This is a genomic window from Cupriavidus sp. GW822-FHT03E04, from assembly GCF_058801495.1.
Window position 1 is genome coordinate 196,976 of the sequence record NZ_JBXANI010000010.1, and the last position, 12,165, is coordinate 209,140.

Annotated in this window: 11 protein-coding genes; 3 read left to right on the plus strand and 8 right to left on the minus strand. The window is 66.7% G+C overall.

What is annotated here, in order from left to right:
• Nucleotides 1–46 precede the first annotated feature (46 nt).
• Nucleotides 47–1,348, minus strand: coding sequence for an MFS transporter (locus tag AC1RQC_RS16385; RefSeq protein WP_492372046.1), 1,302 nt, complete (start codon nt 1,346–1,348; stop codon nt 47–49).
• 335 nt (nt 1,349–1,683) lie between these two features.
• Nucleotides 1,684–2,607, minus strand: a complete 924-nt coding sequence (locus AC1RQC_RS16390; protein WP_492807147.1) for a LysR family transcriptional regulator — start codon at nt 2,605–2,607, stop codon at nt 1,684–1,686.
• A gap of 360 nt (nt 2,608–2,967) precedes the next feature.
• Between AC1RQC_RS16390 and hfq the strand changes: the two genes are divergently transcribed.
• Complete coding sequence (hfq, locus tag AC1RQC_RS16395) at nt 2,968–3,336, plus strand: RNA chaperone Hfq (RefSeq protein WP_492883986.1); 369 nt, start codon at nt 2,968–2,970, stop codon at nt 3,334–3,336.
• A 270-nt stretch (nt 3,337–3,606) separates the two neighbouring features.
• On the opposite strand, the gene AC1RQC_RS16400 is transcribed toward hfq, so the two are convergent.
• From AC1RQC_RS16400 to AC1RQC_RS16415, 4 genes are all read right to left on the minus strand, one after another.
• Nucleotides 3,607–4,011: an FKBP-type peptidyl-prolyl cis-trans isomerase gene (locus AC1RQC_RS16400; RefSeq protein ID WP_006163829.1), complete on the minus strand. Its 405-nt coding sequence runs from the start codon at nt 4,009–4,011 to the stop codon at nt 3,607–3,609.
• A gap of 155 nt (nt 4,012–4,166) precedes the next feature.
• Nucleotides 4,167–5,630, minus strand: a complete 1,464-nt coding sequence (locus AC1RQC_RS16405) for a short-chain fatty acid transporter (RefSeq protein WP_492372043.1) — start codon at nt 5,628–5,630, stop codon at nt 4,167–4,169.
• Complete coding sequence (lhpI, locus tag AC1RQC_RS16410) at nt 5,627–6,619, minus strand: bifunctional Delta(1)-pyrroline-2-carboxylate/Delta(1)-piperideine-2-carboxylate reductase (RefSeq protein ID WP_492372042.1); 993 nt, start codon at nt 6,617–6,619, stop codon at nt 5,627–5,629. Before lhpI ends, AC1RQC_RS16405 begins: the two co-directional genes overlap by 4 nt.
• A gap of 43 nt (nt 6,620–6,662) precedes the next feature.
• Nucleotides 6,663–10,094: a molybdopterin-dependent oxidoreductase gene (locus AC1RQC_RS16415; RefSeq protein ID WP_492884046.1), complete on the minus strand. Its 3,432-nt coding sequence runs from the start codon at nt 10,092–10,094 to the stop codon at nt 6,663–6,665.
• 95 nt (nt 10,095–10,189) lie between these two features.
• Between AC1RQC_RS16415 and AC1RQC_RS16420 the strand changes: the two genes are divergently transcribed.
• Nucleotides 10,190–11,107, plus strand: a complete 918-nt coding sequence (locus tag AC1RQC_RS16420) for a LysR family transcriptional regulator (protein WP_492372041.1) — start codon at nt 10,190–10,192, stop codon at nt 11,105–11,107.
• Between the two features lie 21 nt (nt 11,108–11,128).
• Here the strand turns inward: AC1RQC_RS16420 and AC1RQC_RS16425 are convergent, their stop codons facing one another.
• Nucleotides 11,129–11,329, minus strand: coding sequence for a hypothetical protein (locus tag AC1RQC_RS16425; protein ID WP_492831063.1), 201 nt, complete (start codon nt 11,327–11,329; stop codon nt 11,129–11,131).
• A gap of 54 nt (nt 11,330–11,383) precedes the next feature.
• Entirely contained in the window at nt 11,384–11,617 is a 234-nt protein-coding gene (locus tag AC1RQC_RS16430; protein ID WP_492807154.1) for a GDCCVxC domain-containing (seleno)protein, read from the minus strand.
• Between the two features lie 62 nt (nt 11,618–11,679).
• Here AC1RQC_RS16430 and AC1RQC_RS16435 point away from each other — a divergent pair, with 62 nt between their 5' ends.
• Nucleotides 11,680–12,081 (plus strand): MerR family transcriptional regulator, encoded by a 402-nt coding sequence (locus AC1RQC_RS16435; protein ID WP_492372038.1) that lies wholly within the window; start codon nt 11,680–11,682, stop codon nt 12,079–12,081.
• The last annotated feature ends 84 nt before the right edge of the window (nt 12,082–12,165 follow it).

The following is a 12,165-nucleotide window of genomic DNA, read 5'->3' on the forward strand; positions in this document are numbered from 1 at the left end:
AGGGTGTGTGTCGTGCGTTCGGAAGGGATGGGTTTTGCGCCGCGGGTCAGTCGCGGCCGGGGTGGCTGGGGAACAGCGCCAGCGCGGTCAGGCTGATGCAGGAGGCCGCGATCAGGTACCCGGCAGGCGCCATGTTGCTGCCCGTGGCGCTGATCAGCCAGGTCACGATCAGCGGGGCGAAGCCGCCGAACACGGTCACGCCAAAGCTGTACATCACCGACATGCCGGTGGCGCGTTGGTGGCGCGGCAGCGCTTCCATCATCAGGGCGGCACCCGCGCCGCTGCCGACCGAGCCCAGGGTCACGGCCCCGCCGATCAACGCCATGGTGAGCGGCAGGCTGGGGCCCGCGGATAGCAGCGTGAAGTTGGGGTAGACCAGCGCCAGCGAAGTCAGCCCGCCGGCAAACAGCAGGGGCTTGCGGCTCGGCAGCCGGTCGGCCAGCAGGCCGAACAAGGGCGCCATCACCAGCATGGCAGCGCCTGCCGTGCATGCCGCCAGGAAGGCGGTGACAGGTGGCATATGCAGAGCGCTCACCAGGTAAGTGGGCATGTAGAACACCATGATGTACATGGATGAGGTGCTGCCGGTCATCAGCAGCATGCCCAGCAGCAGCGTGCGGCCATGTTCGCGAAACACCTTGCCGACGCCGCCATGCGCGCTGCCGCCTTCGTGGGTTTCTTGCAGGTGCCGGCGGATATACATGCCCACCGGCGCAATCAGCAGGCCAAGCATGAACGGCAGGCGCCAGCCCCACGCAAGCATGGCGTCGGGGCTGAGCAAGGCCGATGCCGCGGCACCGGTCAGCGCGCCCAGCAGCGCGGCCCCGCCTTGCGTGGCGGCTTGCCAGCTGACCAGGAAGCAACGGTTGCGCTTGCTGGCGGTCTCCAGCAGCAGGGCCGATGCGGCGCCGATTTCCCCGCCAGCCGACAAGCCTTGCAGCAGCCGGCCGATGACCACCAGCACGGTGGCGGCCATGCCAATGCTTGCATGGGTGGGCGTGAAGGCGATCAGCGCGGTGCCTGCCGTCATTAGCACGATGGTGAGCGTGAGCGCCGCCTTGCGGCCGCGCTGGTCGGCCAGGTTGCCGATCAGCACCGCGCCCAGGGGACGCATCACGAAGCCGACACCGAAGGTGGCGAAAGACAGCAGCAACGATGCCAGCGGGCTGCTCGACGGAAAGAACAACTTGCCGATGGTGGCGGCAAAGAAGCTATAGACCGTGAAGTCGTACATTTCCAGCCCGTTGCCGATGGCGGCGGCAACGATGGCGCGGCGCGAGTGCGGGCGGGCGGCAGTGGCAGGCACGGCGCCGGCCGGGTGGCCTGGTGCGGTGTGGGCGATGGTCATGCTGTCCTCCTCGGGTGGGGTAGATGGGCAGCGGGTGCGGCGTGGCCCCGTTACTCTCGGTGTGGGGGCATGGTAGGGGCCGCGCGCTGGATAAGCACTTCGCTTTTTTTCATGGGTATGAGCATTGGGAATCGGGGGGGGCGGCTGCCGATTGGGCGCGCGGCGTCAGGCAATGGGCTGTTTTCATTGCCCTTCGATTCGATTGTTGCCCGTAACTAATTGATTGTTATGGGTTTTAATCGGGGATGGGTTTGCGTCATCGCGTCATGCCGGGCCAGCGCGGTGCTGGGGCATTGCCTGGCCCGCATGCGCGTTGCCGGCGCATGCGGGACCGCTCACTGGGCGGCGGTGCTGCCCGGTGGCGGATAGTGGCTCGCCAGCGCTTGCAGCACGGCGTCGTGCAGGCGCGCCGCCGCCCACGTCAGCACATGCCGGTCGCGCGTGACCAGCGAGATGATGCGGTCGGGCACGGGCTCGGCGACCTCGATGAAATCCATCCGCTCGGTGATGTACTGGCTGCCAAGCGACTCGCTGGAAAGCAGGATCAGGGTGTCAACCTGCCAGCAAAGGTCCAGCGCCAAGCCCATCGACGTGCACTCGACCACCCGGGTCGGCACCGCCAGGCCGTTACCCGCGAACAACTGATGAAAAGGTGAGCTCGCATCGGACAGCGGGTCCAGCGCGAGCCAGTCCGCCTGCTGCAGCACGCGCACCGAACGTGCCGCGCGCAGCGCATGCCCGCGCCGGGCACCGATCACGGTCGGCAGCCGGCACACCTGGGTGCAGTCCAGCCCGCGATCCAGCGGCAGCAACTGCGAGGTCACCGCGAAATCCATGGTGCCCTCGCGCAGGTGCTCCAGCAACTGCGCCGGGCGCATCTCCAGCACCCGCAGCCGGGCGTTCGGGAACTCGCGGCGGAAGGTACTCAGGCAGGCCGCCATCGGCCGCATCAGCGCCGTGACCGGCGTCACCCCCACGGTGATCTCGCTTTGCACCGTGCCTTTCATGTCTTCCAGGTCTTCGCGCGCGCGGCGCACATTCTCGCTGATCAGCCGCGCATGCGAGACCAGCCGCTGACCAAAGGGCGTGAGCTGCACGCCCTTGCTGGAGCGCACAAACAAGGTGGCACCGACGCTGCTCTCCAGCTCCTTGATCGCCTTGCTCAGCGCGGGCTGCGTCAGGTGAAGGATGCGCGAGGCTTCCTGGATGCTGCCGGTTTCGGCAACGGCGGCCAGGGCGCGCAGCTGGTTGAGCTTCATGTGGTGGCCTGCTGGATCGTGGGCGGACATGTTAATGGCAAAGCGGGCGGCGCGAAAGGATGGGAGCCTGGTGCGGTGATCGGCATGCGAGGTGGCCGTGAGGTGGTCTTGAGGTGGCTTTCAGCCGGGCGCCGGAACCGTTGGCATGCTCCTTGCGCGGGGAACTGCATCCGGCTTGCGCTAGAATGGCAAGCCTAGCCACTGTAAGCAATCATGATGCGCTGCCATCCGGGCGTGCCTGATTCATCTTGCGTTAGCGCGTGCGCACCGATATTGTGCATCGGTGCGCCGCCGACGAAGCTGCGCCGCAGTAGCCATCTTTTTCTCGCAGCGCTTCGTCTGCCTTACTCTCAATATCCCATGCAGCTTGACGACACCAACCCGCAAAACTCCTTCCTGAACACCACGCGCAAAGAGCGCAAGCGTGTGCAGGTGTACCTGGTCAGCGGCATCCGGCTCGTCGGCTCCATCGAGTCCTTCGACGCATTCGTGGTGATGCTGAGCACGCCCGGCGGCATGCAGACCATCTACAAGCGCGCCATCTCGACGATCCAGCTGGATACCGGCACGCGTCCTCCCGGTGGCGGCGCACGTCCGCCCGGCGCAGGCCCGCGGACGCCGGGCTCTGGCCCCCGTCCGCCGCGCGTGTCTTCAGAAGGCAACGCCCAGGCGCCCCTGGTGGTAACGCGCAAGCGCCGCGCCATGGCGCCTGGCGGTTCAAACGAGTAATGCTGGCCGCCCACCCCGGGCGGGGTGGCCTTCTACGTTCCGCCTGACCCGCTCATTGCCGCGCTCATGGCCGGAACTGCTGCGTACCGTCTTCCTTGAATCCGATGCCGATCTGCGCCCGGATGACCGCAGGACGCAAAGGCGAGGACATACGCTGGCTCGCGCTGTGGGGTGTGGCGACGGCAGTGCAGGCGTAGCGCTGCGGTGCCAGTCAATCGCGCCCCGGCCGGGAGGCCGGGGCCTTGCGAAAAGCGGTGAGGCTGCCTCGCGTCAGTTGCCGATGCCGAGCAGCTCGACTTCAAAGTTCAACGTGGCGTTCGGTGGGATCGTGCCGGGTACGCCGCGCGCGCCATAGGCGGTCGGCCCCGGGCACACCAGCTTGGCCTTGCCGCCGACCTGCATCTTCTGCACGCCTTCCGTCCAGCAGGGAATGACGCGGTTCAGCGGGAACGAGATCGGCTGTCCGCGCTTGTAGGAGCTGTCGAACTCGGTGCCGTCGGTGAGTGTGCCGCGATAGTGCACCTTGACCACATCGGAGGCTTTCGGCGTGGCGCCGGTGCCCTTGACGATGGTCTGGATGGACATGCCGGACGGCAGGGTTTCCGCGGCCGGGGCGGCAGCGTGAGCGATGGACGCCATGCCCAGGGCGGCAAGTAGCAGTGCAATCTTCTTCATATGTCAGCTGGCAGAGTGGAGGGGGAAAGTTGGCCGGTCGCGCCGGCCTGAAAACCAGCATCTTAAACCGGGAATGGGATCCCTCCGGGTTTGTCCACCGCTACCGGCGTGGCCGCCAGGCCTGCCAAGCCACTCGACGGCAAGGCACCACGGCATCAAGGCATGACTGGCGGACGGTAAGGCAGCGTTGAAGCAAAGGCCCACAGCATGAACAGCACAAGCGGCGCGTGGACCAGCAACTGGGTGAAAGTAAACCCGACCACGTCCTTGGCCCGGATCCCCAGCACGCCCAGCAGCGGGAGCATCCAGAACGGGTTGATCAGGTTGGGCAGCGCCTCCGCGGCGTTGTACACCTGCACCGCCCAGCCCAGGTGGACTTGCAGTTCATTGGCAGCCTGCATCACGTAAGGCGCCTCGATGACCCATTTGCCGCCGCCCGATGGCACGAAGAAGCCCAGGACGGCGGAATAGACGCCCATCACCGCGGAGAACGATTCCTTGGTGGCGACCGAGACGAAAGCCGATGCCAGGTGGTGCGACAACGTCGTGCCATCCATTCCAGCTGCCTTGGTGAGGATGAATGCGATGCCGCCATACAGCGGAAACTGGATCAGCACCCCCGCGGTGGATGGCACGGATCTGGCCACGGCGCGCAGGAAGCGCTTGGGACGCCAGTTCAGCAGCATTCCCAGTATCAGGAACAGGAAGTTGTAGGTGTTGAGGTTGGAGATCGCGAGGATCGGGTCCTTGGTGGTGAACTCATGCACCAGCCAACCGGCGCCGAGGGCTACGATCAGCAGGGTCAGCAAGGGGCTGTACTCCAGCCATTCGCCGGGACGCGTGGGGCGGCCAATGCCATCGCCGGCATCGTCGATATCCACGCCCATGTCCTGCGCGGTGCGCGCGCGCTCGCCCGCCGGCGCTGAGAAATATGCTACCAGCAAGGAAGCGACGATCAGCACGGCCGTCATCGCCATCGATTGCCACAGGAAGATGGTCTGCGAAAACGGAATCACGCCGGTGATATCCAGTAGTGACTTGGGCAGGCTGGCGGGGTTGGCCTGCAACTGCGCAGCGGACGAACTTAAGCCCAGTGCCCAGGTGGCACCCATCCCCAGGTAGGCGGCGGCGCTGGCCGCGCGATAGTCCACGCGCAGCCCGGTGCGTCGTGCAATGGCCCGCACCAGCAACCCGCTGAAGATCAGGCTGATGGCCCAGTTGAGCAGGGAGGTCAGCAGGCTGACCAGCGCGACAAAGGCGATGGCGCCGCGCGCCGTGCGCGGCAGGGCGGCTAGCCGCTCGATCAGCAGGGACGCCGGGGGCGAGGCCGCCACGACGTAGCCCGAGATGGCCACCACCGCCATCTGCATGGTGAACGGGATCAGGCTCCAGAAGCCGTCGCCAAATGCGCGGGCTACGCCTTGCGCGGGCGCGCCGATGGCCATCGCGCCAAGCGCCACGACGATCACCGCGATGGCGGCGAAAATATACGAGTCGGGGAACCAGCGCTCGGACCAGTCGGTGACCTTGACGGCCAGGCGCTCCAGTCCGCCGCGGCCCGGGTGGTCCGGGTGTTCAGGCTGGTCCGTTGTGTCCAGGGATAGGGGGGTGCTTTTCATGCTTGTCTCCTTGCATTGCCATGGCTTTCTGCGCGCGGCGTGGTGCGCGGCGAGCCTTCGAATCCTCCATAAGCCATGACGGCGGCCGCGAGGTCTTCCAGCGCGGTGCCGACGGCCTTGAAGACGGTGATCTCCGTGTCATCCGCGCGGCCGGGATGGCGCTGCTGGCACAGGTCCGCGAGCGTGGCCCGGATGTGGGCGGCCTTGAGCACGCCAGCCTCGATGGGGTGGAGCAGGTCGCCGGCCTTGAGCACGGCTTCGCTGGTATCGACGAAGACGGAGGTTGACTCGAAGCAGCCGTCGTCGGCCTCGCGCATGGCTGGCGTGAAGCCGCCGATCAGATCCAGGTGGGTGCCGGGCCTGAGCCACGCGCGCTGCACGAGCGGCGAGGTGGAGAGCGTGGCCGAGGTCACGATGTCAGCGTCTTCGCAGGCGGCGGCGATCGTCGGGACAAAGCGCGCCTCGAAGCCGTCGGCCAGCAGTCTTGCCGCCAGCGCTTCGCCTTGGCTCGCGTTGATATCCCAGACGGCAACGCGCTGGATCGGCCTGACGGCGCGATAGGCATGGGGCAGCAGGCTGGCAACGCGGCCCGCGCCGAGCACCAGCATCGACGAAGCATCATTGCGGCTCAGGTAAGAGGCCGCCAGCGCCGACGCGGCGGCGGTGCGCCTGGACGTGATCTCGTTGCCATCGATCATGGCCAGCGGCTTGCCGGTGCACGCATCGTGCAGCAGGTAGGTCGAGTACAGGCCCGGCAGCCCGGACAGCGTATTGCCCGGGTAGATGGTCACGGTCTTCACGCCGAGATAGGCGCCGGCCTGCCACGAGGGCATCAGCAGCATCGTCCCCGGCGCCGCGCCGTGCGGATCGATGACATGGCTGTGGCGCTGGGGGACCTCGCAGCCGCGGATAAACGCGTCGCGCAGGGCGGGCACGAGCCTGGCGAACGGCAGCAGCGCGCGGGTGGTGTCGGAGTCGAGTATCAGCATCTTGGCTTGGGTGGGGTTGGAAAAAGGGCGGCGGCGGGCGCGATCACGCGTTCAGCACGATGTCGCTGGCGGGCACGGCCTGGCACGCCAGGCACATGCCGGCATCCTCGGGTTCCTCGCCATGCAGGTGCCGGGTGCGGCCCGACAGGACGGAAACCGCGCAGCTCTCGCACTGGCCGACCCGGCAGCCGCTGGGCAGTGCCAGGCCGAGTTTTTCAGCGAAGCCCAGCAGGGGGCCGTCCGCCGAGCGCCAGGTGCCGGTGGTGCCGGACCTGGCGAACACCACATTGAACTGCTGGCCGGGCCCGGCCGCCACGCGCTCGGGCGAGCGGAACACTTCGCGCAAGATGTCGGCGCGCGGCACGCCACGCTCGGCGAGCGCATTGGCGAAGGCGGTCATCATTGGCGCGGGGCCGCACATATAGACGAGCGGGCGCTGGCCGAGCAGTTCGGCGGGGACATGCTCGGCGCTGACGCGTCCGGCCACGTCGTAGTCGACGCCGGGCACGTCGCCTTGCGCGGGACGGTCGTAGAAGTTGACGACTTCCAGCGTCGGCAGGGTTTGCCGCAGCGCCCGGATGCGTGACCGGAACGCATGGGCCAGGCCGTTCTGGTTCGCGTACAACAGCAGCATCCTTGACGGATCGGCGAGCCCGGCCAGCGATTCGAGCAGGCTGATGAACGGCGTGATGCCTATCCCGCCGGCCAGCAGCACCAGGGGGCGCCGGGTGCGCACCGGCATGACAAAGGTGCCGGATGGCGCGCGCAGCGAGACGATGTCGCCAACCGCAAGGCACAGGTTGATATGCGACGAAGCGCGCCCGAACACGGCCTCGCCGGCATCGGTCAGGCCAGCAGCGCGGCGCACGGAGATCGAGTAGCCGCGCCGCGCCGGCAAGACGGCGGGGCCGGTCAGGGAATACGAGCGCACGATCTCTTCGCCGGCGGGCGGCACGGTGAGCTTGATCGTCACATGCTGGCCCGGCAGGAAGTCCGGCAAGCCGCCACCATCCAAGGGCTCCAGGCATACCGACATGACCTCGTGCGCTTCCTTCGCCAGGCTCGCGACGCGAAAGGCGCGATAGCCGTCCCACCGGCGGCGCGTTACGTCGAAAGCCGGATCGGGCTCGACGTTGCAGCGGTAGGCCCGCAGCGGCACGGAGCCGCTGACCGGATCGATGCTGTCCGCGGCGATCAAGCCGTTGTAGTTGCTGTTGTTCTCGCCCGTGACGCCCAGCGCGGTCTGCGCAAGCGCATCGCAGCGCTGCCACCAGCCAAACTCGCCGACCACCACGCGGGGATGCAGGCCTTCCCGGACCTTGGCGATAAACCTTGCGCTGCCGATGGACGTGGTCACCCGGATCGCATCGCCGCTGGCAATCCCGCGCGCGGCCGCCAGCGCGGCCGGGATTTCCGCTTCGGGTTGCAGTGCGCGGCGCCGCAGCGAGGGCAGCCCGCGATGCTGGCTGTGGCAGTAGTAGCCGCTTTTGGCCGAGGTCAGGACAAAAGGATAGGCGCCGCCGGCAGTGTCGTCCGCTTCTTCGGGGCACTGGCCGGCGCGTGGCAGTGGCGGATAGCCGTGACGCAGCAGCTGTTCTGAGTACAACTCCACCAGCCCCGTTTGCGTATGGAAGGCGCGCTCACGCGGCCGGCCCGCATACTTGCGCTCCACGTCGGCAACGGGCACGCGGATGCCTTCCGGCTGCTCGCGCAGCCTGTCCACCGTCAACCCCGACGGGGCGAGCATATGATTCCATCCCGCCTCCAGGCTGCCGCCAAAGAACGCCTGCCCCATGCCCAGCCTGACGGCGAGATCGAACACGATGTCGTTGTCCGAGCGCGACTCGCCGCGCGGCGACACCATGCGCTGGCGCAACTGCACCAGTTGCTCGGCCTCGGCGGAGATCTCGAAGCCGATGCGCAGTCCCTCGCGCTCCCATGGCGTGTTGACCGGCAGCAGGATATCGGCGTAGCGGGAACTGGGGGTTTCGAACAAATCGCAATGGACATAGAAGTCCAGGCTGCGCAAGGCGCGCTCGCCGTCTTCCACATCGGCTTGCGAGAGCAGGGGATTGGTGCCGAATGCCATCAGCGTGCGCACGGCGTAGGGCTGCGCGTGCAGGATCGCCCGGTAAAGGTCGCGCGCGGTGACCCATCCCTGCGCGGGCGGCCCGAGCGGCCTCGCGTCATAGCCCAGCGCCTTGCTCTTCTGCGCCGGCGGCAGCAGGTCGAAGCTGCTGACCGGGTTGTACGGGGGCTTTTGAAAGATCCGGTTGCCGCCCGGCTTGTCGAAACTGCCGGTCAAGGCATAGAGGCAGGCGATTGCCCGGTCCGTCTGGGTTGCGTTGTCGTGCTGGCCAACGCCGGACCAGGCGTGATAGGCCACGCGCCTGGCCGAGCCGAACAGGCTTGCCGCATGGTGGATATCCGCCTGTGCCACCCAGGTGAGCCGCGCGGCTACGTCGACGGGGTAACGGGCGCATTCGCCGGCATACAGGTCGAAGGCGGGTCGGCAAGCGAGCGTGGCCGTGGCTGTGGCTGTGGCCTGGCCCACTTCGAATGTGCCTCTTAGCGCAACATGCTCAAAATCCCGCCCGGCTAGCGCCGATGACGGCCGGGCTTGTCCGGCATGGGCGTCCCAGACCAGGTAGGCATCGCCATCGGCCAGCCCCAGGTCGCGGCCCCGCAGGAAGCGCCCGTTGTCGCAGCGCGCCAGCAAGGGGCCATTGGTCCATTGCCGCACGAAGGCCAGGTCGAACGCATTGGCTTCGATCAGCAGGTTGGCGATCGCCATGGCGAGCACGGCGTCCGTGCCCGGCCGCACGCGCAGCCATTGCTCCGCCTGGCCTGCCAGCGCTGTCTCCCTGGGGTCCACCACCAGCAGCTTTGCGCCGGCGGCCCTGCCGGCGCCAATCGCTTCGGCCTGCGACAGCCAGGTGTTGGTCGGGTTATGGCCCCACAACACGATGAGTTCGGCATTGCGGTAATCGGCGGTCGGCATGCCGCAGCCGAAGGTGAAGGCGTGCGCATAGTCCTTGTGCCAGTTGCAGATTTCCGTGGCGTAGCAGGTGTTGGGACTGCCAAAGAGCCGGATAAGCCGCTCGATCCAGTCGATGCTGTCGGATAGCGGCGTGCCGCTCGGCGTGGTGACGGCAAAGGCGACCGATTCGGCGCCGCCCTCACGCCTGGCCTGGAGCAGGCGCTGCGCAACCTCGGCCAGGGCCTCCTCCCAGCTAATGCGCTGCCAGCAGGGATCCGCATCGGTCTTGGGCGTGGTTCGCCGCATCGGATACAAGACGCGGTCGGCGCTATGGACCAGTTCCGGCGCGGATTTTCCCTTCATGCACATTGCCTTGCCCGTGGGGTGCGCGGTGTCGGGGCGCACTGCGATCAGCGCATCGTTCGCCACCACGTTCACCGTGCCGCATCGGGAGCGGCACAACGTGCAGTAGCCGCGCTTGTCTTCCTGAATCATGGTTGTCACCGCATCTTGTCTCCTGACCGGATGCTAGCTAGCATGAGGAAGTATTTCTAATTCATAATTTCGACATAGCAATATCGGAAAAATCGATGCTACCCACCTTAAAGCAACTGCAGCATTTCGTGGCCATCGCCGAGACGGGACAGGTGTCGCGTGCGGCGCTTCGTTGCCACGTATCGCAGTCATCCATGACGGCCTCCCTGAAGGGTCTGGAGGAAGCGGTAGGCGTGCAGTTGTTCACCCGGCACGCCAGCGGCGTGCGCCTCACCGAAGCCGGTACGCGTTTCCTGCGGCATGCGCAGCAGATCGAGGACGCCGTGCTGGATGCGGTGGAAGCCGTCAGCGTGGCGCCGGTAGACATCGCGGGCACGGTGCGCCTGGGCGTGACCGAAACCATCACGGCCTATGTGCTGCCCGGCTTGCTGGAGTCCATCGAGAGAAAGTTCCCCCGGCTGCGGCTTGAGTTGCTGGAGCGGGAACGGCATGACATCGAGCGGGGCATCCTGCGTGGCGAGATCGACATTGCCCTGCTGCTGGTTTCGAACCTGCCAGGGCTCGACCATGTCACCTGCGAAACGCTGCTGCGCTCGCCAAGGCAGCTATGGGGCCATCCCGAGCATCCGCTGATGATGGCGGACCGCATCGGCCTGGCGGACGTGGCGCGGCATGACTACATCCTGCTCGACATGGACGAGCACATTGCCACGGTCGGCAAGTACTGGGGGCAATATGGACTGGCACCGCAGGTCCGCTACCAGAGCTGCTCGATCGAGGCGGTCCGCAGCCTGGTGGCGGCCGGGCGCGGCATTGCCATCCTGTCCGACCTGGTTTACCGGCCGTGGTCGCTGGAGGGGCAGCGCATCGTGCGGCGCGCGATTGCCGACAAGGTGCCGTCGATGGACGTGGGGCTGGTATGGAAGCGCGAGCCCGCCACCCCGGGCAATGTGGTGGCGCTTGCGGACTACCTGCGCAGTGCGCTCAAGGGCAGGGAGAAAGCGCGCATGTGAGCCGGCGGGCCTATGCCAGGATCAGTGGCCGGCGCCGGATTCCCGAAGCCGCACGGGCGGGGCCGGTTTGCCGGCCATTGCCGGCTTCCGGCCTTTGCGGAATATCCGCCGGAGTTCCTTTTTCGCAATGATCCCTTCGCTGCACAGGGGGCACCTGAGCACGGTCAGGAGGAAAGACGAACCCAGTTCGGGCGCATCGATCTCGAGCGTTGCCACTGACAAGTCAGATTTCCTGCAACTTGGACATAGCATGATGGAAGCGGGGAAGGTGGCAGATCAGGGAGCACGAGCGAAGCATCGCTTGCGCTCGCCCGGTTCTTGCTGGCGCGGCGGGCAACGGGTATCGCCATAGGAGCAGAATACGCAGCAGTCCCCGGCCTTGGGTTTCAGCACGGCGTTGCAGTGCCCGCACGTGTAGCACCACAGGCACGCGTCGGTGGGCATGTTCTCGGCGCTCCGGTGTCCGCAATGTGGGCAGGTGATGGTCGACTGCAGTAGGACGGTGCGCATCCCCTTCCCTTAAGGCCAGCTTGCACATAGTCTAGGTGCGTACTCGGGTACGGAGTCAAGCGATGGAATCGGCACTGACGATCGGGCAGGTGGCCAAGGCGGCCAATGTGGGCGTGGAAACGGTGCGCTACTACCAAAGGTGTGGCCTCCTGCCGGTACCCGAGCGAGCGCCTGGCGCCATCCGGCAATATCCACGTGAAAGCCTGCAAAGGCTGATCTTCATCCGCCGCGCGCAGGCGCTTGGATTCGCGCTGGATGAAATCCGCGTCTTGCTGCAACTCAATGACGGTAGCACGTGCGGGACCGCGCGTACGCTGGCTGAACGCAAGCTCCAGGCGGTGGAGGCGCGCCTGGGGGAGTTGCAGGCGCTGCGTACCGACTTGCGCAGGTTGATCGGGCAATGCCACGCCAGCGATGGCACTGGCTCGTGCCCCTTGATTGCAACGCTGTGCGCGTCCTGCTAGCCGTGCAGCATTGCGGGCATCCACAGGGAGGATCGGGGACTTGCCGTACAACGGAAAGCAAGGCGCTGGCAAGCCTGCCGGCGC

What these genes read in the sequence shown, in the direction of transcription:
- AC1RQC_RS16385 (WP_492372046.1), bottom strand. Translation starts at nt 1,348, where the DNA reads ATGACCATCGCCCACACCGCACCAGGCCACCCGGCCGGCGCCGTGCCT.
- AC1RQC_RS16390 (WP_492807147.1), bottom strand. Translation starts at nt 2,607, where the DNA reads ATGAAGCTCAACCAGCTGCGCGCCCTGGCCGCCGTTGCCGAAACCGGC.
- hfq (WP_492883986.1), top strand. Translation starts at nt 2,968, where the DNA reads ATGCAGCTTGACGACACCAACCCGCAAAACTCCTTCCTGAACACCACG.
- AC1RQC_RS16400 (WP_006163829.1), bottom strand. Translation starts at nt 4,011, where the DNA reads ATGAAGAAGATTGCACTGCTACTTGCCGCCCTGGGCATGGCGTCCATC.
- AC1RQC_RS16405 (WP_492372043.1), bottom strand. Translation starts at nt 5,630, where the DNA reads ATGAAAAGCACCCCCCTATCCCTGGACACAACGGACCAGCCTGAACAC.
- lhpI (WP_492372042.1), bottom strand. Translation starts at nt 6,619, where the DNA reads ATGCTGATACTCGACTCCGACACCACCCGCGCGCTGCTGCCGTTCGCC.
- AC1RQC_RS16415 (WP_492884046.1), bottom strand. Translation starts at nt 10,094, where the DNA reads ATGATTCAGGAAGACAAGCGCGGCTACTGCACGTTGTGCCGCTCCCGA.
- AC1RQC_RS16420 (WP_492372041.1), top strand. Translation starts at nt 10,190, where the DNA reads ATGCTACCCACCTTAAAGCAACTGCAGCATTTCGTGGCCATCGCCGAG.
- AC1RQC_RS16430 (WP_492807154.1), bottom strand. Translation starts at nt 11,617, where the DNA reads ATGCGCACCGTCCTACTGCAGTCGACCATCACCTGCCCACATTGCGGA.
- AC1RQC_RS16435 (WP_492372038.1), top strand. Translation starts at nt 11,680, where the DNA reads ATGGAATCGGCACTGACGATCGGGCAGGTGGCCAAGGCGGCCAATGTG.